Here is a 22,732-nt window from a genome sequence, read left to right as displayed (position 1 = left end):
AAATACATTTGATAACTAAGGTTATCAAATGTATTTCGGCTCCGTTCTTATTAGGAAAAGAATATCTATCTGTCTAAGTAATTTCCCTAACAACTACTTCCATAGAAGTATAAGGTTTTTATACTTCCAAACTAATAAATACATTAATTGATATAATCCTGACAACAACACCTATTATATGAAATCATTTGGTTTTTAACATTTATTTTAAACAATCTATTATTAAAAATAGTAATCATTAAAATCAAATAATATACTAGTGAAAGTTGTCAAATATTCTAAAAAAACAACGATTTATTCTTTTATTATTGCTTAGAAAAATAATAAGCTTAAATATATGTTTCAAAAAAAATATAATATTTTTTCCCCGTTTTTAACAAGGATTTATTACTATATTTATTTTTAAATCAATTTAAAAATTACATAAATGAAAAAACTTACAATCATTTTATTTAGCTTATTTATTTCAATTACTTATGCTCAAAATACAGTTTCTGGAACTGTAACAGATGCCCAAGGAACTCCTCTTCCGGGAGTAAATATTATTGAGAAAGGAACCAACAATGGTAGTTCAACAGATTTCAATGGTTTTTACACTATAGAAACTGGTTCTAATGCTACTTTGATATTCAGTTTTATAGGATTTGAATCTAAAGAAATTGCTGTAAACTCAAAATCTACTATTAACATTACCCTTTCTAGTGGCTCAGAGCTCGATGAGATTATTTTAGTAGGAACTAGGTCTTTGCCTAGAAGTAATACTACTTCTTCATTACCTGTTGATGTATTGCCAGCTAAAGAATTAGCCTCAACTGGGCAAATTACTTTTGATAAAGCCTTACAATATAAAATACCTTCTTTTAATACGGTTCAAACTCCGGTAAATGATGCTACATCCTTATTAGATCCATATGAGATTAGAAATATGGGGCCTAGTAGAACATTAATTTTAATTAATGGAAAACGTAAGAATCTTAGTGCCTTATTATATACACAAACTTCTCCTGGTAGAGGTGAAACAGGTTCTGATATTTCTGCTATTCCTACGGATGCTATTAAACGTGTAGAAATATTAAGAGATGGAGCGTCTGCTCAATATGGTTCTGATGCTATTGCAGGTGTAATGAACATTATCCTTAAAGATAGTTATGAAGATGGTTCAGCAACATTACGAACTGGTATTACCTCTGAAGGTGATGGAGAGACTATTGGTATAAGTGTTAATAACGGAGCTTCTATTGGAGCGGATAAAGGATTCTTTAATTACACAGTAGATTTTTCTAAAGTAAGCTTAGCAAATCGTCCAGGAACAGTAGATGCGGAAGGAGAATTTGCAGATTTTGGAGGACCTAGAGTTGGAGAAAGATTAGAGGACATAACTAGTTTCTTGTCCAGAAGACCCGATGCAGGAAACATTAATGGTTCTCCTGAAACAGCTGCAGCAAAATTTTTAGTAAACGGAGGATATGATATTAGTGAAAACACTGAGATTTATATGAATGCGGCTTACGTTTATAAAAAAGTAAACAGTTTTGCTAATTATAGAACGCCATATTGGAGAGACATTCAGGATTTCCAATATTTAGGTAATTTCTTTCCTGGTGCTAATCCATTAACAACGGGAGTAGATTTTACAGATGCTAATGGAAACACATTTGATGGTAACGGATATGATGGATATGTACCTACTTTTGAAGGAGATCTAAATGATTATAATGCAACTATTGGATTTAAAACAAAAAAGAACGGATGGAATTATGACTTAAGTTTTACAACTGGAGGTAACTCTCAGGACTATGGAGTAAATAACTCACACAATCGTAATTCTGTTTTCGCACCAAGTTTTGATGACACCAATGGAAATGGTGTTCCAGATCCTGGAGAGGAGTTTATTCCTATTGAATTGTATAGAGAAAATAGTCCTGTGTCTTTTAATCCTGGAGGTACAAAGTTTTCACATAATGTTGGAAATATAGATATTGCTAAATTAGTCTCTGATCAAATAAGCATTGGTTTTGGAGCAGAATTCAGAACAGAAATTTTCGAAATTACCGAGGGTGACCTTGCTTCTTATGATGGTGGTGGTGCTGATTCATTTGCGGGAAACAGACCAGAAAATTCAGGTAAATTTAACCGTTATAACTTTGGAGGATATTTTGACATCTCTGCTGATATAACAGAAGATTTTCTATTAAATGGAACCGTGCGACTAGAAGATTATAGTGATTTTGGTGAGGCTTTTGTATGGAAATTAAGTTCTCGATATAAATTTTTAGAAGATAAACTTACAGTAAGAGCTTCGGTATCCACAGGGTTTAGAGCTCCTACATTACATCAAATCTATACCCAAAAAGCACAGTTTAGTTTTATACCTGGACAAGGTATACAAGTGGGAGGATTAATCAATAATGTTTCTCCACAAGCAAGGTTATTAGATATTCCGCAACTAGATGCAGAAGAATCTTTAAATTTTACAATCGGATTTGGTGCTAAAATTAGTAAAAATTTCAATGTTACATTAGATTACTATCATATTCAAGTAGAAGACAGAATTGTTTTAAGTACAGAAATAGGTGCCTCTGACGCGGGGAACACCCCTTTAGATGATGTATTAGCGGACAATAATCTATCAGATGTAAGTTTCTTTGTCAATGCAATTGATACGAGAACATCTGGAATTGATTTAGTAGCTAACTACAAAAACATTATGCTAGGGTCTGGTAAACTTAACTTTAGCCTCTCTGGAAATTATGTCATTCAAAACGAAAGAGATGGAGCTGTTAACAATCCACAATTAGTTGCTGATGCTGGTCAATCTGTTGTAAATGATACGCAAGAAGCATTATTTTTCACTTCCAGACCTGAGTTTAAAGCAATATTAGGTGCTAATTACGACATCGGAAAGTTTAGTTTTTCCTTAAACAACACTTTATTTGGCCCTACTAAATTTAGAAATCAAGGATTACAAGACTTAGAGGGGCTTGTAGGCGGTGATGCTGCCGATAGTGATGGTGGATCTGATCTAGGCGTAGAATTTATGACCAAAATAGTGACTGATTTAGGAATAAACTTTAACGCAACAGAGAAAATAACGATAGCACTAAATGTTAACAATATATTAAATGTACTTCCAGAATGGGAATTTAAAGCGCTTACACCAACAGGAACTGCTGTTCTTAATGACCCAGCTGCAGAAAAAACGGCATTTAACTTAATTACTTTTAATGGTAGATATTCTCAAATGTCATATGATGGATATCATTTTAGCCAACTAGGAACAATGCTAAATCTTTCTTTAAATTATAAATTCTAGTACAAATTAGAAAATAAATCAATTCACGTCGCTTTACTCTTTTTTGCTGGAGTAAAGCGATTTTTTTTCTAACACTTCATCAATTGTATTGATATATTCTTCAAAGTTTATTAAGTCATTATGTGAACCACCTTCAATAGTAATCATTCTCTTTTTTGATATAGGTATATTTTCAAACAATTTTTTACCAGATGCATACGGTACTACTCCATCGTCAGTACCATGATAAATGGTAACATCACACGTTACATTTTGTATAAATTTATTTGATGTAAATTTAAATTTCAATATACTTTTTACAGGAAACATCGGTAACCAATGAGAAGTTACTTCTTCCATGGTATTATATGGTGTTTCTAATATCAAATTAGCTGGTGCGTTGGTTGATGCTATTTTTGTAGCAATACCTGTTCCTAAAGATCTACCATAGATTATTATTTGATCCTCTTTATATAGTTTTAATGCATAATCATAAAACAACTGAGCATCACTGTATAATTTTTTTTCTGTTATTGTACCTGTACTCTTACCATAACTTCTATAATCCATTACGATCACATCGTAGTGCTTTTTAGCAAAAAAAACAGCTATCCTACCCCATCTGGATAAACTTCCTTTATTCCCATGGAAATACAAAATTATCCCTTTAGGATCTTTATTTTTAAAATGTATGGCATTAAGTCGTGTACCATCTGTAGTCTCTAAAAAAAACTCTTCAAAAGGATAATCAAATTGAAAAGTATAATCTTCCTGAAGTTTTTTAGGTTGAAAAATAATTTTATGCTGAAAGAAACGTAATAACCCTAATACCATAAAATATATTATCAATGTCCATGTTAGAACTTTTTTAAGCTTGGACATTTATTTTTTTTTCAGTATGTCTAACACCAATGCTTGTATTAGAGAGGTTTATTTTCCTCATCTTTGAATTAATAATTTCTCCTAACATCTTATGATAGGATTCAAAATTATTTAAGTTTTTATGTCCTCCACCAATCACTGTATACAATCTGGTAAGTTTTGGTTTTATTTTTGACAATTTAATGCTAGACTTAAAAGGAATCAATTTATCCTGTGTCCCGTGGATAATGTGTATAGGACAATTTACATATTTTAACCATTTATAAGTTGGTATGGGATATCTCATAATTAGAGAAACGGGCATAAAAGGAATAAACTTACCAGCTACTTTACTCAAACTATAATAAGGAGCATCAAGAATTAACATTTTTGGGTTATTGATAGAAGCTAATTTTGTTGCAAAACCAGATCCCATAGATCTTCCGTATAAGATGATGTACTTTTCGTCTACTTTTTCCTTTAGTTTATTATAAACAAATTGAAGATCTCTTTTTATAGCTTTGAAAGAACGTCTACCAGTACTTTTACCAAATCCGCGATAATCTAACATACACACGTCATATCCATGTCTAGTAAAATCAACTGCAAATTTGCCCCAACCTTTTATACTCTTAGAGTTTCCTTTAAGATAAAGAACAACACCCTTTGGGTTCTCTACCTTAAAATGTAAGCCATTAATTGTAGCGCCATCTCTAGTTTCCAGATTATACTCCTCCACAATTTGATTGTTATAATGAAACTCAAAATCTTTGTTTAACTTTTCTGGCTTGAAAATAAAATACTCCTGCAAATAATACAATGCTACGCTAGCTATAATATAAAATACAAGAATAATAATTGCTATATATCCCCAATTTGGCATATTAATATTCCTTTTTAATGTTTTGTAAGTACCTAATTTACAAAAAATTAAAACACGTAAATAAAAAAATCCTGACAAAGCAGGATTTTTTCTATACAATTCTCAATATTTTAACGTCTCGAATCATAAATCCTAAAACGGACACCTACTCTTGCATATATATCAAAGAATTTACTATCAACGTCTACTAAGTTATCTGTAAAGTCATTCATAGCACCCGCTTCAAAAAAGATATCAAACATCTCTCCTATCATCTGAGAAAAGCCTAGACCATATACTCCACCAATCACCAATTGTTCATATTGATCAGATTCTAGATCAATATCCGCGAATTCTACACCTGTATTTAGTCTAAAAGAAGGGCCAACATTAATAAAAGGTCTAAAACGATCTTTTCCTCTTCCAAATAAATATCTGAATTTAGGATTAAAACCCACTTGTAATGCTTTAAAATCGGAAGTAATTGTTCCTCCCGGAAGATTCGTTATTACTTCACTATTTCTTTGCAAAATTTCAACGGAAAAAACAATACTAGTTTTAGCACGAACACCCATGACATAACCGTATCCAGCATTAAAATGAAAACCAACACCACGATTGCTATCTGCGTTTTCAATGTTTAGACTAGAACTTGTTATACCACCTGTTACTTCCCAACGATATTGCCCATAAGAAGTAACTGAAATAGTTGCTAATAAAATAAAGAATATTATTTTTTTCATAATTTCATATTTAGATTTGAGGTTAAATTCTTGACGAAAATACTAAAATTTAAAAAACGAGTATAAAAAAACCTGTCTAAACAGACAGGTTTATAGTAAGTATCTATAAAATAATTAGTTATTCTTTATGCATAAATCCCTGTTTCTGTAATAAAAATTCCTCGGTTTCCACAACGTCCTCATCAGGAACACAGCAATCTACAGGACATACCGCAGCACACTGAGGTTCTTCATGAAAACCTTTACACTCGGTGCATTTATCAGGTACAATATAATAAATCTCATCGCTAACTGGTTCTTGAGCTTCTTCTGAATTAATGGCTTTGCCTCCAGGAAGAACAACATCTCCTTCTAAATCAGTTCCATCTGCATATCTCCAGTCATCCGCACCCTCATAAATTGCAGTATTCGGACATTCTGGTTCACATGCACCACAGTTTATACATTCGTCCGTTATTATAATTGCCATAGCTTTTTTTATTCTAAATTTGCATCACAAAAATAACCCGTAAACTAGTGATAAACAAATTAGAAATGGTATTAAATGATCGGATAGTCGCTTTTGCTGAATTAGGCAGGTTCATAAGTCAATTCAAAAACACTGGTTATGAGAAGATTAGCGATATTATGCATCAAGAAGAATTTTTTGATGGAATGATTCAAAAAATAGAATCTGCAAAACATCATAATGGTTGGTTTACAGAAGAAAATATCGTGTTTTCATTATCACAATGGAGCAAGACGCTTACAAAACATAATTTAGAACAATGGTTGTCATCTTATTCTTTAGATACTAAAACGACTAAAACAATTGGGATCATTATGGCTGGTAACATCCCTTTAGTTGGATTTCATGACTTCATTTCAGTACTCATCAGTGGGCATAATGTTCTAGTAAAACAGTCTTCAAACGATAATCAATTACTTCCGTATCTGGCTTCATATTTAATAACCATTGAACCAAGATTTGAAAAACGAATCTCTTTTACTAAAGAAAAATTCACAAATTTTGATGCTATCATTGCTACAGGAAGCAATAACACAGCTCGCTATTTCGAACATTATTTTGGTAATAGACCCCATATCATACGTAAAAACAGAAATTCTGTAGCCATATTAACCGGAAATGAGTCCAAAGAACAATTAGCCTCATTGGGAAATGACATCTTCAGATATTATGGTTTAGGTTGTAGAAGTGTTTCTAAAGTTATGGTACCAGAAGGTTATGATTTTGACTTGTTTTTTAAGTCTATTTATGAGTACAATGATATTATTAATGGAGCTAAATATGCCAATAATTACGATTACAATAAAGCGGTATATTTAATGAGTAATTTTAAGTTATTAGACAATGGTTTCTTAATGTTGAAAGAAGATTCTAGTTATGGTTCTCCAATAGCTACGCTGTTTTATGAAACATACGAATCAAAAGAGAAATTATTACAAAAACTCGAAACCGATAAAGAAGCTATACAATGCATAGTTGGTGACAATTTTTCTGATAAAAGCATTAGTTTTGGTACCACACAACACCCTTCTCTATCAGATTACGCAGATAATGTTGATGTTATTGAATTTTTAACAAAAATTGACTAAATAATTTATCATTTTGACAATGCTTTTGTTTTAGATTATTAGCACCTTTGTGGTGTTTTTTCTTACTGGTTTAAGGAGCCAGAAAATAACGAAAAAAGTAATTAATATAAAACAATAAAAACTACTGATGAAAAAGCACAACTTTAGCGCAGGACCTTGTATTCTACCACAAGAAGTATTCAAAGAAGCATCCCAGGCTGTATTAGATTTTAATGATTCTGGGCTATCCATTTTGGAGATTTCCCATCGTAGTAAAGATTTTGTAGATGTAATGGATGAGGCCCGCAGTTTGGCTTTAGAATTACTAGGCTTAGAGGGTAAAGGATATAAAGTACTTTTTCTTCAAGGAGGAGCTAGTACTCAATTCCTAATGACTGCATACAATTTATTACAATCAAAAGCTGGATATATCAATACTGGTAGCTGGAGTGACAAAGCTATTAAAGAGGCTAAATTTTTTGGAGAAGTTGTAGAAGTTGCATCTTCTAAAGATGCTAATTACAATTACATTCCTAAAGGATATGATGTCCCAGAGGATCTAGATTATCTACACTGTACCAGTAACAATACTATTTTTGGTACACAAATCAAAGATTTCCCAAAGACCAATGCTCCTCTAGTATGTGATATGAGTAGTGATATATTCTCTAGACAATTAGATTTTTCAAAATTTAGTTTAATCTATGCCGGGGCACAAAAAAATATGGGTCCAGCAGGAACTACTTTAGTAGTTATTAAAGAAGAAATTCTCGGGAAAATAGAAAGACAAATCCCGTCCATGCTAGATTATAAAGTTCATATTAGCAAGAGTAGTATGTTTAATACTCCTCCTGTATTTCCAGTTTATACCTCTATGCTAACGCTAAGGTGGTTAAAAAAATTAGGTGGAATTGCTGCCATAGAAGAAGAAAATGAGAAAAAAGCAAATCTTATCTATTCCGAAATTGAACTAAATCCTCTTTTTAAAGGATTCGCTGCAAAAGAAGATAGATCTACAATGAACGCAACTTTTTCTTTGGTTGATGGAGATCTTAAAGAAACATTTGATGCTATGTGGAAAGAAGCCGGTATAAGTGGCGTGAATGGTCATAGAAGTGTAGGAGGTTATAGAGCTAGTATGTATAATGCTATGACAATGGAAGGCGTCGCTTCATTGGTAGATGTAATGAGTGATTTAGAGCGAAAAGCGTAAGAAATGATAAATTTTAAGTGTTAAATTATTAATTATAAATATGATTGAAGAACGTAGTTTTCAATTTGCACTTAAAATCATACGACTTGTAAAATTCTTGAGAGAATCTAAGGAATATGTTTTTGCTGATCAGATTTTGCGCTCTGCTACAAGTATTGGCGCTAATGTAGCGGAGGCTGGTGCAGGTCAGTCTAAAAAAGATTTCATTTCTAAAATGGCAATTGCTTCAAAAGAAGCAAGAGAAACAAGGTATTGGCTGCGCTTATTAAATGAAAGTGATTTAGTTAACATAAACTTATCTTCTCATCTTGATGAAATAAATCAAATTATAAATATTCTAACAAAAATAGTTAAGACAAGTCAACTTAAAACTTAACATTAAAAATTTAAAACTTTTAAAATGAAAGTATTAGCAAACGACGGAGTATCTCAAAGCGGTATTGATGCCTTGGAAAAAGCTGGATTCGAAGTGCAAACTACAACAGTTGCTCAGGATCAGTTAGTAGATTATATTAATGAAAATGAAATCAATGTATTATTAGTTCGTAGCGCTACTAAAGTTAGAACCGATATCATAGACAACTGTAGTTCTTTAAAAATTATAGGACGTGGTGGTGTTGGTATGGATAATATCGATGTTGCCTATGCTCGTGAAAAAGGATTGCACGTTATCAATACTCCTGCCGCATCTTCTGGATCTGTAGCAGAATTAGTTTTTGCTCATTTATATGGTAGTGTTCGTTTTCTTCATGATGCAAACAGAAATATGCCATTAGAAGGTGATAGCAAATTTAAAAACCTTAAAAAAGCATACGCTGGTGGAACAGAATTAAGAGGTAAAACTCTGGGTATTATTGGTATTGGTCGTATTGGTCAAGCAACTGCAAAAATTGCAATCGGCGTAGGAATGAATGTGATCGTATTTGATCCTTTTATCGAGGAAGTTGATATTCCTTTGGATTTTTTTGACGGTCAATCTTTAAATTTCAAAATAAAAACTATTTCTAAAGAAGAAGTTCTTAAACAAGCTGATTTCTTTACCTTACACGTTCCGGCTCAAAAAGAATATGTTATTGGTAAAGCTGAGATTGAACAAATGAAAAATGGTGCTGGATTAATAAATGCTGCACGTGGTGGAGTTATTGATGAAGTAGCCTTAGTAGAAGCCTTAGAAAATGGTAAATTAAGTTTTGCTGGTTTGGATGTATTCGAAAACGAACCAAGTCCTGCAATTAAGGTATTGATGAATAATAAAATATCATTAACACCGCATATTGGTGCTGCCACAGGTGAAGCACAAGATAGAATTGGTCAGGAACTTGCTGATCAAATAATCTCTATACTTATATAGTATTTCATATTAACATACATACTATTTTAATCACCTTTTACAAGTACTTGTAAAAGGTGATTTTTTTAATACAATTACCTTATATCGATAAAATCCTCCTTTCATCCGTTATTTAATTAAATAAAATCATATCTATTTTATATTCTTATGAAGAAAAAATGTAAATTTAGGACACATAATAAAAAAATATAAATCATGTCTGGAATTTTAGATCTTTTAAATAGCCCAATGGGTCAGCAAATTGTAAGTGGTGTTAGTAGTCAAACAGGACAATCTGCAGATAAAACAGGAAGTTTACTAACTATGGCGATGCCTGTACTAATGGGAGCAATGCAAAAAAATGCTTCAACGCCTGATGGTGCTTCGGGATTATTAAGTGCTTTGAATGGTAAACATTCTGGAGGTGGAATTTTGGACAACCTAGGAGGTCTTTTCCAAGGTGGTGTTGAGGATAATGTTACTAGTGATGGAGCGGGAATTCTTGGACATATTTTAGGAGAAAAACAACCAGCTGTAGAAAATGCACTAAGTCAAAAATCAGGAATGGATGCTGGTTCTGTAGCTCAGATTCTTAAAGTAGCTGCTCCAATACTTATGGGAGTTTTAGGTAAACAAGCTTCTCAAAATAATGTATCTGATGCGAGTGGGTTATCAAATATGCTTGGAGGAATGCTTGGAGGAGGACAAGGATCTAAACAACAATCACTAATAGAATCTTTTCTGGACGCAGATGGTGATGGTAGTATTCTTGATGACGTAGCTGGTATGGTACTTGGCGGTGGTGGTCAGAAAAAAGGAGGTCTTGGAGGATTATTAGGTGGTCTTTTTGGAAAATAAATTTACACTATTACTTTGAAAAAAATAAAAAGAGTCTTGATACAAAAATCAAGACTCTTTTACTATTATGCCGATTAAAATAGATTTTCATAAATTAACATAACAAAAATGTTAAAGCTTAAAAGTAATTAATGTACTTTTAGTAATTTGATTTTTATTAAGATTATGAAAAACAGTATTTACACATTCATTCTATTGTTAAGTATTTATAGTTGTGGTACAACTAAGGATAGAAAACTCAATGTTACATCCGCAGATAACATTTCTGATACTATAAGAATTGCAAACGATAGTTTAGAGTACGAAATTATTATTATAGAGCCTGGTTTTAATGGTTGGCTTGCAACCCAACGACCTAGAGGATATTATTCCAAGCAATTTTTGGAAATGAGAAATAGACTGTATGTTACAGAATATAATCAAAGGGTTATGCAGCCACAACTCTTCGATCCTAATATATATATTCTACAAATAAACTATGAGCAAAATGTTGATTATGGATTGGAAGTAAACTATCTTCTATATAATTACTTTTTATTTTTTGAGAAACAATATCGACAACGATTTACGGTAAGTAGAGGTTAAAGATTTTGACACAGAAAGTTTAAGTTGTATTTTCGCTGTATGCAAAAATTCAAAGATCGCTGGGAGATTCAAGCTAATTGGCAACTTCTTTTTCCTTTACTCGGATTGTTAGGCTTATCAATTTCTTCTTTTCTATTAAGTAAAAGATTGGTTTCTGGGATTTTAAAACTTACTGAAACGCATAGTTTTTATTTCGCGTCAATAACTATAGTCACGATATTGGTTTTTACTTTATTATTGGTTTTTACTTTAAAGATTTTTGGACCTCTAGAAAAAAAATGGAATGTTACCTATCGATGGGAGTTAATTGCTATTTTTATTGCTTTTGCTGTTACAGGCTCTACAGCAGCCAGAATTTCTGACCCAATTATACAATTAATAGGATTTGATACAGAATCTACATCCGGATGGATATACTGGCCTTTAAGAATATTATTAATATTCCCGGTATATCAGATATTATTATTAATCGTAGGATGGATATTCGGACAGTTTAAATTTTTCTGGTGGTTTGAGAAAAAAATGCTCCGTAGAATGGGTCTTGCACGATTTATTAAGGATTAAAGAATACCTAAAATTTTTAATTTCTTGAAACTACAATTTTATAAATCGGAGTTATTACGAAACAACTTCTGCTTCAATTATTTTGGCATCTTTATCTATAATCTCTTCTTTATTAAAAACAAAAGTATACAACCACATTAAAGTAAACGTAGGAATTATATCCGTTCCAGGAATTATTTCTTCTATAAAAGTTATAGCGGAAGCTATTTTACCTTTTTTTCCAGGATACATATCTATCATCATTTTTGCGGCATAAGGAGCCCATATAAGATCTAAAAATGGTCCTATAACGGGAATAGCCAATGAAGCCATACCTATTAGGTCGTAAATAATACCTTTTTTTAATAATTTGTATTTCATCTTTTTCATAAGTTTCTATTTGCTAATTATATAACAAAAAAAATGCCAAAAAATTATTATGCCAAGTCTGCAGTAATTAACCTTAAAAACTCCGTACGGGTTTCAATTTTTTCGAACTGTCCTCTAAACCCAGAAGTCGTAGTTACCGAATTTTGTTTTTGAACACCGCGCATCATCATACACATATGAGCAGCTTCAATGACCACGGCAACTCCCTTTGGTTTTAAAGTATCGTTAATACACTCTAAGATGTTATGAGTTAAACGTTCTTGCACCTGAAGACGTCTTGCAAAAACATCTACAATTCTTGGCAATTTACTTAAACCAACAATTTGACCATTAGGAATATAAGCGATATGAGCTTTACCAAAAAATGGTAACATATGATGTTCACACAAAGAATACAACTCTATATTCTTTACAATCACCATATCGTCATAATCCTCCTTAAACATAGCACTCTTTAGAATTTCTTCAGGATTTTGATGATATCCTTGAGTCAAGAATTGCATTGCCTTCGCCGCACGTTCAGGTGTTTTTTCAATACCCTCTCTACTTATGTCCTCCCCTAAATCCGTAATTATAGATTTAAACTTATCCTTTACATCTTCAGTAACTTTTATATTGTATTCTTCGAAATTATTATATGGCATTATATATATGTTAGTTCTGTATTTCTTTTTTTAATTTATTTTTATAAGTAGCCTGCAATTTACTTAGTTTTGGATTAATCACAAACTGGCAATATCCTTGATTACTATTTTGATTATAATAGTTTTGATGGTAATCTTCTCCATTATAAAATGCTCCTAATGGTGCTACCTCCGTAACAATGGGATCATCAAAAACACCTTCGGCATTAAGATTCGTAATCATTGTTTGTGACCATTCTTTTTGATCATCATCTGTATAAAATATAGCACTTCTATATTGAGTTCCACGATCCGCTCCTTGTTTATTCAAAGTTGTAGGGTCATGAGTTGCAAAAAATATTTCTAATAATTCATTATAGCTGATAATATCAGTATCATATTCGAATTTTATTGCCTCAGCATGACCAGTTCTTCCTGTGGTAATTTCGCGATATGCAGGATTCTTAATGTTTCCTCCGGTATACCCAGAAATTACTTGACGTACACCTTCTAATCTTTGAAAAACAGCTTCCGTACACCAAAAGCATCCACCAGCAAAGACAGCAGTCTTTAGGTTATTTTTTCCCATAATATTGTTAAATAGTAAATATTGTTTAACAAATTTACACATATATTAAACAGAACTAGTGCTTTTTAACTTTTCATTAGTAAGCCATTTAGTTGTAAATCCTAGTTTTGCAAGTAAGTCGAAAAAGTAAGGATTTTTTTACAAAATATGAATAGAAAATTACGCCCTATCTTAAGTGTGCTATTGTTTCTGCACGCAGCTCTTTTATTTAGTCAGGAAAAAAAACAAATTACGGCGCATAGAATAACAATAGCTCCAAAAATAGATGGCATTCTGGATGATCAGATTTGGATGGATATTCCCGCTTCCGGTGATTTCAGAATGTGGCAACCAGGAAATGAAGGAATAATACCAGAGAATCTTCGTACCGAAGTTAAAATGGCTTATGATAATAAAGCGGTATATTTTGCTGCCTATTTATACGATAATGAACCAAATAAAATATTAAAACAATTTACTCAGCGAGATGATGTTTTTGCTCAAGCTGACTTTTTTAACATCTCGATAAACACCTATAATGATGGGATTAATGAAACTCGATTTTTTATTACTAGTGCAGGAACAATAGGAGATGCCCGAGCGGATCAGTTTAATGAAGATTTTAGTTATAATGTAGTTTTTAATGCCAAAATTTCTTACGATGAAAAAGGCTGGTATGCAGAATTCAAAATCCCGTACAATGCATTGCGCTTTCCTGAAGTAGCTGTACAAGATTGGAGTATTAACTTCTATCGACGTTTACAAAATAAAAATGAAACACATTCTTGGAATTTTATAGATAATAAAGTTGGTCAACGAACACAATATAATGGATTAGTAAAAGGTGTAGAAAATATAAACCCTCCTATGAGACTTACCTTTTTTCCTTTTGTACAGGGATTAGGTGCTAGCTTCGACGGAGAAACTGAAACTGATTTTAGTGCTGGATTAGATGTTAAATATGGATTAAGTGATAGTTTTACATTAGATGCAACTCTAATACCTGATTTTGGACAAGCAGCTTTTGATGAAGTACGACTTAATCTAGGACCATTCGAACAAACTTTTGGAGAAAACAGACAGTTCTTTACGGAAGGAACAGAGCTATTTAATAAAGGAAGAATCTTCTTTTCCAGACGTGTGGGTAATGGACCATCAGGTTCCGTTTCTGACGATGATCTTATGGAAAATGAAGTAGCTGAAGAAAACCCTTCTAAAATAAACTTATTGAATGCTCTTAAGATTTCTGGAAGAACTAAAGGAAATCTTGGTATCGGTTTTTTTAATGCCATTACTGAAAAAACTGAAGTTCGAATAACGGACACTATTACAGGAGACCAAAGAAGTAAAGTAGTAGAACCTTTGGCTAACTACAATATATTTGTTCTAGATCAGCAGTTTAATAATAACTCCTCCATCTCATTAATAAACACAAATGTAACCCGAAATGGTAGTGGTTTTAGAGATGCTAATGTAACTGGTCTGGCTTGGAATCTAGCAAACAAAGCAAATTCCTATAGATTAACGGGGCGATCTATAGTAAGTCAGGTAAATCTGCCAGGAGATAATATTGGAGGTTTTAGATCAGAGCTGGATTTTGATCGTATAAAAGGTAAATGGAGATATGGGTTTGGACATGATCTAGCCAATACTACTTTTGACATTAATGATTTAGGAGTAAACTTTAGAAATAACTTTAATAGTTTTAGGGTTAGTACATCTTATCAGATTTTCGAACCTACTAAATTGTTTAATAACTATAGAATCAATCTGTTCGCTAGACATCGAAGATTATATGATCCTAGTGTACAAACTTCTAATTCTGTTGGCGTAGATTGGTTTTTCGTAACCAGAGAACGCTTTGCTTTTGGAGGGTTTACAATTTATGATTCTGATACAGATGATTATTTTGAGCCTAGAGTGGATGGCAGGTTTGTAACTTTTAGCGAAAACCTTGGTGTCAATTTATGGGTATCTTCTGATTATCGTAAAAAGTTTGCTTATGATATACGCTTATTTCATCGTAATTGGTTTGAAGATGACCAGCAAACCTACAGTGTGAACCTTTCTCCTAGATATAGGTTTTCTGATAAATTTTTAGTCATTTGGGCAACTGACTACTCTATAAGAAAACGAAATTTTGGATATATTGACAATGATGATACTGATGTGTTTCTGGGTCAACGAGATATCACTACAGTAGAGAACTCTTTAAGTGCCAGCTACAACTTTGACCCGTACAAAGCCATTAATCTACGTTTTAGAAATTTTTGGAGTACTGCAGATTATTCTGAAAATGTATTTTATACATTAAACGATGATGGAACCCGTACTCAAACTGATTATGATATTTCTGAAAACGACCCTAATACTAATTTTAATATATGGAATCTTGATCTAAGTTTTAGCTGGAGATTTGCTCCTGGTAGTGAAGCTACCCTACTCTACCGAAATCAGATTTTTAACCAAGATGAACTTTCAACAATTAATTATTCTGACAGTTTGGATAATCTTTTTGGTCAACCTATTCAACATACTTTATCACTAAGAGTGGTTTATTTTCTGGATATAAATAATTTAAAAGGTTCTTTTAAGGGATAATCTTGCCGAATTTTAGGATATTAGTTATTTTCACTGATTCAAGAAACATATAGATGATCAAAGCTAAAAATATTCACAAGAATTACGGAGACTTACACGTATTAAAAGGTGTTGACCTTCATATTAAAGAAGGTGAAATTGTTTCTATCGTGGGTGCTTCTGGAGCAGGAAAAACCACTTTGTTACAAATTCTGGGAACATTGGATAGAGCATCAGAGTTAAAAGGAAGTGATTTATCGATCAATAATAACATTATCAATTTCTTATCTGAAAAACAATTATCTAAATTCAGAAATGAGCAATTAGGATTTATTTTTCAGTTTCACCAGTTGCTACCAGAATTTACAGCCTTAGAAAATGTATGCATTCCTGCTTTTATTAAAAAAGTTCCAAAAGCTGAAGCAGAAAAAAGAGCGAAGGAACTACTGGACTTTTTAGGTTTGGGACATCGATATGATCATAAACCGGCAGAACTTTCTGGGGGTGAACAACAACGAGTTGCTGTAGCACGCTCATTAATTAACAATCCAAAGGTAATTTTTGCGGATGAACCCTCTGGGAATTTAGACAGTGAATCTGCAGAGAATTTACATAAACTATTCTTTAAACTTAGGGATGAATATGGACAAACCTTTGTTATTGTTACCCATAATGAAGAGTTAGCCAATATGGCTGATAGAAAATTAGTTATGGTAGATGGTAAAATAGTCGATAAAATATAAGATTCTAGTAATTACGACTAATTTATCATCTTAGAGGATAACAAACTTCCTAGAGTTCTAAAAATAAAGAATGTTATATTTTCCTTTCTTCTTATCTAATTCTTCGAAAACTAATAAACCTTTTTCTGTAAAGTGTGCATCGTAGCTTATTGTAGTTTTACCCTTTGACTTAGTTTTAACGTAATCATAAAATTCTTGATTACTCATTATCGCTATGATAGAATTGTAACTGAATTTTATTTTTTTACCAAATAGATCTGGTAAATAGACATACGAATTCAATCCATACATTCCATGAATTGCTGGACTTGGTACATATAACTTTATATCATAACTTGATTTTTTCATTAATTCTCCGTTATCCTTTGAAACTTCAATAACTTCAAAATCATTTTTCCTAGTATTAGCAACATATAATAACAAACTTTCATCATTAGAACTTTTTGATAGACTCACTTCATTATTATAAGCCATAATTTTTCCTTTTTTCAATTTACTATTTATTAAAGGATAAAAATTCTTCCAAATTTGATTTCCATCTTTATCGAATTTGAAAATATATAAACCAGAATACCCTTTAAAAAAGGTTTGATTATTTAAGAAACTTTTACCTGTATTATTGGCATCTCCATACATTCCATAACAATAATAATTATCATTAATAATAAAGACATTACCCATAGCACCTTCATTAGGTCTCCTTGCAAGTACTCTAAGTTCATTACTTTCAATCGTAAGAAATCCCCCTGCACCATTATTCGAAGGTCTTAAGTATTTATCTCCTAAATCTACATCCAAATCTATTTGATTCTCATATTTAAGATTCGTATCATATTTAAGTATATGATATGAATCTTCTTTAACTCCTTTTAGCTCTTTAATCATAAAATATAATGGATCAATTGCAGCTAACATTTGAATTGTTGGCTTACCTTGATAATCCGTTTGATTAGGAATTACTAAATCAAAATATTCGGAGGATAAATCATTACAATTTAATTTTTCAATGATACTTCCTTTATCATTTTTTAAATCTTTCTGAAAATGTGTAAATAAATACCCATTATACGTTAACTTTGATATAAAATTAGTCGCATTTTGTTCCTTAAAATCATAATTTTTAATAGAACTTCCATTAATTATAAATTTAGAGCCAATAACATATTCAAATGTTCGCATTGTGTAATTGGATAGTTTTCTTTTACCTAATTCGACAGAGTTATGTTCTTTGAGATCCGAATTATAATACTTTAAAAACCCATTTTTAGGATAACCAGTCATAGTATATCTACTTTCATGTATAATAAACTCTCCTTCATTATTTACTTTATAATCCCAAAGTTTTTTCTTCTCTTCAAGCTTTAGAATTTTTTGATTTTTTTGAGCTTTTACCTGCGGTACAAAGAATAACAATAAAATTAAACCTATATATTTCATACAATAACTTAGTATTTTAGAGTTGCAAATATAATTAAAATAGGCTCTGGAATTGTATAAAGGGTTTCCGTTAATTCTGTTTATAAAATATAAACCTAGCATTTATTTACGTACTATTGTTTTGAGTAATTTTATAGTAATAAAATATTCATTTTGAAGAAACTTAATAAAACTGAATTAAAAGAATTTCTTGATGAAAAAGCAGCTTTTTATGAACAACCAAAATTCATAGAAACAGATCCTATCCAAATTCCTCATCTTTTTACACAAAAAGAAGATGTAGAAATTGCTGGCTTCTTAACTGCTACAATTTCTTGGGGAAATCGTAAAAGCATTCTTACCAATGCTCATAAACTGATGCTATTGATGGGAAATTCTCCTTATGATTTTGTAATGAATCATACAGAAACTGATCTCGATAACTTAGAAGGTTTTGTTCATAGAACCTTTAATAATAATGATCTGTCTTTTTTTATAAAGGCTTTACAGAATCTTTATATAAAATTCGGAGATATGGAAGGTTTTTTTAACCAATATGTCAGTGATGAATATCTACAAACAGCTATTCATCATTTTAAAAAAGAGTTTTTTAGCCTACCACATCAAAGCAGAACTGAAAAACACGTAAGTGATCCGCACAAAAACTCTGCTGCTAAGCGAATTAATATGTTTTTTAGATGGATGATACGAGATGCCAACGCTGGTGTGGACTTAGGAATCTGGAATAGCTTATCCCCTTCACAATTATCTTGCCCCTTAGATGTACATTCTGGTAATGTTGCCAGAAAACTAAATCTCTTAAGTAGAAAGCAAAATGATGCCAAAGCATTACATCAACTTGATGTTAATTTAAGGTTATTAGACCCGTTAGATCCTGTAAAATATGACTACGCTCTATTTGGTTTAGGTGTTTTTGAAAAATTTTGATATCACGATTTTCTAAATTGTTTTAAATACTATTCATAACTATCCTTCGCAACGTCATCAGAAAGTGTTTTTACATAAGCAACCAAAGCATTTAATTCATCATCATTAAGTTTTAATTCATCAAAAGGTAAGGTCTGATGTTCTAAATCAAATCCCATTCCGGCACCACCACCAAGATTGTAAAACTCCATGACTTCTTCTAATGTAACATATACACCATTATGCATATATGGTGATGTTTGTGCTGCATTTCTTATACTTGGAGTTTTAAACATACCTTTATGTAATTCCTCTTCAAACTTCCAATAAAACCCTAAATCATCGTCCAACTGCTTGTTACCGTTCGTTTCGGGCACTCCTATAACTTCTTTTTCTGTTTCTTTAAAAAACGGAGGAACTGTGCCACTCGTTAAAGGCATAAAATGACATGTAGCACATAATGCTTTGCCCATAAAAAGATTAAAACCTAGTTTCTCCTTTTCTGTGAATGTATCCTCTTCTGCCCTCATATTCTTATCAAATTTAGAATCAAACCCGTTTAAAGTAGCTATATAAGAAGATATTGCTTTGATAACATCAGTATTTCTGTTAGAAATACCTCCGTATGCTTCTTTAAATAAGTTTACATACGTAGTATCCTGAAGAATAGCATCAGAAAACTGATGAACACCACTATCAAATTCTTTTTTGTTATTAAAAACTGCAGAAATTTGATCTAACAAATTTGCAGATCTACCATCCCAAAAAAAACTTCTCTGAAATACCGAATTTATTAAAGTAGGCGTATTACGCTGAAGTGGATTCGCTGTGTTATCTAAATTACTTACCATACCATCAGCGTATGCTTTTTCTGGAATATGGCAAGTAGCACAGGCTAATTTTCCGCTTTTAGAAAGGTTTTTGTCAAAAAAGAGCTTTTCTCCTAAAGCTATTTTTTTATCAGAGGGGTTTCTATTCGTTGCAGGAGTAAAATAATTTACATTAAAAGAATTCTTTTCAAAAAAAGTAGGTGCATCAAAATTAAATGGATAAGTATCCTCTCCTTCCCACAACTCACTTTCTTTACGTATAGCAACCCAATTACGGGTAATAGGATTCATATAATCCCTAATAAAAGTATATCTGTCGAAGCTATCAAAATCCATATTCTTTTTAATAAATTCGATAGATTTTATAATGTTATCTTTAAACTCCTGATCCAGTTTTTGGTTTTTCTTTTGAATCAAAAAACCTATACTTTCACTATATACATATTGTAAACTTTCTAAAGACACAATTGTTTCTTCGATACCAAGATGACTTACAGGTGTATCAAAACCTGAAACTCCTAAACTTATAATTCTAAATAGTTGTTGATGTGTTGCAACAAAAAAACGTTTCGGGTTTAATGCTCTTTTCTTTATATTTTTTTGGAGATTTACTAGAAGCCCTTTGGTAATCCTTATTTCATATCCAAATTCTTCTTCACTGACATCTCCTTCATAAATACTCTCTTCTATTTTTTGAAAACCAACTGGGCTTAAAATTTTCCCATTATCTTCTTTAAATATTGGTAATGCTGGACCATTTGCTCTGTGACCAACATCTGGATTTAAATATGAAGCATAAGGTTCTGCTTTCTTAAACGCTATTCTTGCTTTCTTAAAAATAGCTTTCGAATTTTCTCCTTGCGCACCTTCTTTGGCTAATGTATCTAAATATGATATTGAGTTTGTAATACCTTCCAGATAAAAATTTTGTGTAGATGTCCAAGTAGGAACTGTAGTATCAATATATTCTTCTTTTTGTTCTTTACAGGAAAAAATAAAAAGAGGTGCTAAATAAAATAAAAATTTAATTTTAAATGGTGTATTCATTTTATCAATTACTTTTTAAAAAAACAAAATGATCTCCATTTATTAATGGAGATCTTTTTGTTCTATTTTTTTATTTTAAAACTATCTAGGAAGTCCTTTTAATATCACTATCTGAGAAGCTTGATCATCTTCTCTAGATGAATTGGTATGACCATCTAGGTTCATGAAATCTGGGCTCTCCCAATAATGAGGTTGCAATGCTAATAAGAATGTTCCAGGGATTCCTACTTTATCAGAAATATCTGTTAAAGCTCCAAATTCCCCACTAAAACCAGTACTATTATTAGGATCTAAATCCTGACGAACTACAAATTCTAACACTTTGCTTGGGTTGTTTCCATTAATATCTGTTTGATATATCTGTGCAGCATGTCCTCTAGAAAAAGAATTAGGGTCTTCCTGTACATAAACAAAATTTTCTGTAACACATATGTTATCTGGACTTTGTAAAGCTGATAAATTTCCATCCATATTATTTGTGTCCGTATTACCGCTAATAATCTGAGTCAATTTTCCTGTTAGAGGAGAAGCATCATCTAACTCTAATTTATAAACGGTTCCCCAATCATTATAAGTTCCTCTTCCTGGTCCTCTACCTGTTACAGCAAAAAACACATTTCTTCCATTTGCATCACTACCCTTTTGGTAATCCACGTCCTCTACTCTCATAAACTGAGAAGCAAAAACACCTGTACAAGCAGTTTCCATTTCATCTTTTGTAAGATCTTTTCCATTAGCAATCTCTACAAATTCTACGTCATACGTATTTCCAAAATCTAATTGCCCTTCGTTATAAACAGTATCAGGTGCTACATCTTGGATACCTATATTACCATCAGTATCTACAACTCCATCAGAAACTTGCTTAAACCTTAATACATAGATCTTACCATTAGTTAAATCATCATCTGCATTTTCTGAATAATACAATGTAACTTGCCCTTCAGAATCACTAGAATCATCATCTCCGCCAATAATTACCGTTTTACCAGAATATGCGTCTTTTGGAAGTGGAACTGCATTCTCCCAAGAGAATTCCCCTAGCGCATCTAATCCAAAATCAGCTGTTGGTGTAGGTGTAGTTATGTATGGATCAATTCCTTTTACATCATAATTAATACTTTCTGAAGCGGATAGAAACAAATCCTGAGATCCGCCGTGGATTGCAGCTTCCCACATTGTTCCTGAACATTGTCTAGCAAAATCAGATACTCCAGAGTTTAGTAGATAATCTCCTGAAGTAGGTATTAAATTTTCATCTAAAAATATTCTTGCAACCGCATAGCTATCTTCACAATTAACTACGTAAATGTATCCATCTCCATTAGGGTTTTTTAAAAAACCAGCGCCATCTGCAGAACCAGCTAATTGAAATGTACCATCTATAACATCTGGAGTACTTATTAAAGAATACGTATCTACATAATTAAATTGTGACGCCATTGCGATTAAAGGTTTCGTAGGCGATTTATCCGAAAAAATAGTTGGTATTGGTTCAAAATCTTGACCGTCCTGACCGTCTACACCATCCTGACCGTCAACACCATCCTCACCATCTACTCCATTTATTCCATCTCTACCATCTTCTCCTTCGCAATTCACTAAGAATAGTCCCAAAGAAAAAATAAGAGTCATTTTAAAAACAAGTTTTCCTAAATTATTCATTTTTTTTGTTGATTTAATTATAAGATTATTTATGAGGTGTAAAATTATTTAGACAATCTAATAAGATCGTTAACTAATCGT

The 22,732-nt window shown here is 31.9% G+C and carries 21 protein-coding genes; 11 read left to right on the top strand and 10 right to left on the bottom strand.

The window, feature by feature from the left end:
- Positions 1-427 precede the first annotated feature (427 nt).
- Entirely contained in the window at positions 428-3,313 is a 2,886-nt protein-coding gene (locus Q0921_RS01305; protein ID WP_299252135.1) for a TonB-dependent receptor, read from the top strand.
- Positions 3,314-3,346: 33 nt separating this feature from the next.
- Here Q0921_RS01305 and Q0921_RS01300 read toward each other — a convergent pair whose 3' ends face one another.
- From Q0921_RS01300 to Q0921_RS01285, 4 genes are all read right to left on the bottom strand, one after another.
- On the bottom strand, positions 3,347-4,174 hold the full coding sequence (locus tag Q0921_RS01300) for an alpha/beta fold hydrolase (RefSeq protein ID WP_299252132.1): 828 nt from the start codon (positions 4,172-4,174) through the stop codon (positions 3,347-3,349).
- Positions 4,161-5,036, bottom strand: a complete 876-nt coding sequence (locus tag Q0921_RS01295; RefSeq protein WP_299252129.1) for an alpha/beta fold hydrolase — start codon at positions 5,034-5,036, stop codon at positions 4,161-4,163. Before Q0921_RS01295 ends, Q0921_RS01300 begins: the two co-directional genes overlap by 14 nt.
- 110 nt (positions 5,037-5,146) lie before the next feature.
- The gene (locus tag Q0921_RS01290) at positions 5,147-5,758 is read right to left on the bottom strand and encodes an outer membrane beta-barrel protein (protein WP_299252127.1); all 612 of its coding nucleotides are present in this window, start codon (positions 5,756-5,758) and stop codon (positions 5,147-5,149) included.
- Between the two features lie 118 nt (positions 5,759-5,876).
- Positions 5,877-6,227 carry a 4Fe-4S dicluster domain-containing protein gene (locus Q0921_RS01285; RefSeq protein ID WP_299252124.1) on the bottom strand — a complete coding sequence of 117 codons (351 nt, stop codon included), beginning with the start codon at positions 6,225-6,227 and terminating at the stop codon, positions 5,877-5,879.
- Between the two features lie 65 nt (positions 6,228-6,292).
- Here Q0921_RS01285 and Q0921_RS01280 point away from each other — a divergent pair, with 65 nt between their 5' ends.
- From Q0921_RS01280 to Q0921_RS01250, 7 genes are all read left to right on the top strand, one after another.
- Positions 6,293-7,354, top strand: coding sequence for an acyl-CoA reductase (locus Q0921_RS01280; RefSeq protein ID WP_299254721.1), 1,062 nt, complete (start codon positions 6,293-6,295; stop codon positions 7,352-7,354).
- A 127-nt stretch (positions 7,355-7,481) separates the two neighbouring features.
- On the top strand, positions 7,482-8,546 hold the full coding sequence (gene serC, locus Q0921_RS01275) for a 3-phosphoserine/phosphohydroxythreonine transaminase (RefSeq protein WP_299252122.1): 1,065 nt from the start codon (positions 7,482-7,484) through the stop codon (positions 8,544-8,546).
- 40 nt (positions 8,547-8,586) lie between these two features.
- Positions 8,587-8,922, top strand: a complete 336-nt coding sequence (locus tag Q0921_RS01270; RefSeq protein ID WP_299252119.1) for a four helix bundle protein — start codon at positions 8,587-8,589, stop codon at positions 8,920-8,922.
- A 24-nt stretch (positions 8,923-8,946) separates the two neighbouring features.
- Positions 8,947-9,897 carry a D-2-hydroxyacid dehydrogenase gene (locus tag Q0921_RS01265; RefSeq protein ID WP_299252116.1) on the top strand — a complete coding sequence of 317 codons (951 nt, stop codon included), beginning with the start codon at positions 8,947-8,949 and terminating at the stop codon, positions 9,895-9,897.
- 195 nt (positions 9,898-10,092) lie between these two features.
- The gene (locus tag Q0921_RS01260; protein ID WP_299252113.1) at positions 10,093-10,734 is read left to right on the top strand and encodes a DUF937 domain-containing protein; all 642 of its coding nucleotides are present in this window, start codon (positions 10,093-10,095) and stop codon (positions 10,732-10,734) included.
- Between the two features lie 165 nt (positions 10,735-10,899).
- Positions 10,900-11,319: a DUF6146 family protein gene (locus Q0921_RS01255; protein WP_299252110.1), complete on the top strand. Its 420-nt coding sequence runs from the start codon at positions 10,900-10,902 to the stop codon at positions 11,317-11,319.
- A gap of 39 nt (positions 11,320-11,358) precedes the next feature.
- Entirely contained in the window at positions 11,359-11,883 is a 525-nt protein-coding gene (locus tag Q0921_RS01250) for a DUF6787 family protein (RefSeq protein WP_299252108.1), read from the top strand.
- Positions 11,884-11,937: 54 nt separating this feature from the next.
- Here Q0921_RS01250 and Q0921_RS01245 read toward each other — a convergent pair whose 3' ends face one another.
- Genes Q0921_RS01245 through msrA form a run of 3 tightly spaced genes read right to left on the bottom strand, consistent with a single transcriptional unit; the run spans position 11,938 to position 13,464 of the window.
- Entirely contained in the window at positions 11,938-12,252 is a 315-nt protein-coding gene (locus Q0921_RS01245) for a hypothetical protein (protein WP_299252106.1), read from the bottom strand.
- 47 nt (positions 12,253-12,299) lie between these two features.
- The gene (folE, locus tag Q0921_RS01240) at positions 12,300-12,896 is read right to left on the bottom strand and encodes a GTP cyclohydrolase I FolE (protein ID WP_299252103.1); all 597 of its coding nucleotides are present in this window, start codon (positions 12,894-12,896) and stop codon (positions 12,300-12,302) included.
- Positions 12,897-12,906: 10 nt separating this feature from the next.
- Positions 12,907-13,464 carry a peptide-methionine (S)-S-oxide reductase MsrA gene (gene msrA, locus Q0921_RS01235; protein WP_299252100.1) on the bottom strand — a complete coding sequence of 186 codons (558 nt, stop codon included), beginning with the start codon at positions 13,462-13,464 and terminating at the stop codon, positions 12,907-12,909.
- A 147-nt stretch (positions 13,465-13,611) separates the two neighbouring features.
- Here msrA and Q0921_RS01230 point away from each other — a divergent pair, with 147 nt between their 5' ends.
- Complete coding sequence (locus tag Q0921_RS01230; protein WP_299252097.1) at positions 13,612-16,044, top strand: DUF5916 domain-containing protein; 2,433 nt, start codon at positions 13,612-13,614, stop codon at positions 16,042-16,044.
- 53 nt (positions 16,045-16,097) lie between these two features.
- Complete coding sequence (locus Q0921_RS01225) at positions 16,098-16,766, top strand: ABC transporter ATP-binding protein (protein ID WP_299252094.1); 669 nt, start codon at positions 16,098-16,100, stop codon at positions 16,764-16,766.
- Between the two features lie 57 nt (positions 16,767-16,823).
- On the opposite strand, the gene Q0921_RS01220 is transcribed toward Q0921_RS01225, so the two are convergent.
- Complete coding sequence (locus tag Q0921_RS01220) at positions 16,824-18,203, bottom strand: hypothetical protein (protein ID WP_299252091.1); 1,380 nt, start codon at positions 18,201-18,203, stop codon at positions 16,824-16,826.
- A gap of 153 nt (positions 18,204-18,356) precedes the next feature.
- Here Q0921_RS01220 and Q0921_RS01215 point away from each other — a divergent pair, with 153 nt between their 5' ends.
- Positions 18,357-19,130, top strand: coding sequence for a TIGR02757 family protein (locus Q0921_RS01215; protein ID WP_299252088.1), 774 nt, complete (start codon positions 18,357-18,359; stop codon positions 19,128-19,130).
- 29 nt (positions 19,131-19,159) lie between these two features.
- Here the strand turns inward: Q0921_RS01215 and Q0921_RS01210 are convergent, their stop codons facing one another.
- Positions 19,160-20,986 carry a cytochrome c peroxidase gene (locus tag Q0921_RS01210; protein ID WP_299252085.1) on the bottom strand — a complete coding sequence of 609 codons (1,827 nt, stop codon included), beginning with the start codon at positions 20,984-20,986 and terminating at the stop codon, positions 19,160-19,162.
- Between the two features lie 81 nt (positions 20,987-21,067).
- Complete coding sequence (locus tag Q0921_RS01205) at positions 21,068-22,651, bottom strand: hypothetical protein (RefSeq protein WP_299252082.1); 1,584 nt, start codon at positions 22,649-22,651, stop codon at positions 21,068-21,070.
- Between the last annotated feature and the right edge of the window lie 81 nt (positions 22,652-22,732).

Origin of the sequence: uncultured Aquimarina sp. (genome assembly GCF_947496855.1) — a bacterium.
GTDB lineage: Bacteria > Bacteroidota > Bacteroidia > Flavobacteriales > Flavobacteriaceae > Aquimarina.
Note: the sequence above shows the minus strand (reverse complement) of the source record. Positions and strands in the feature narration are given on the sequence as shown.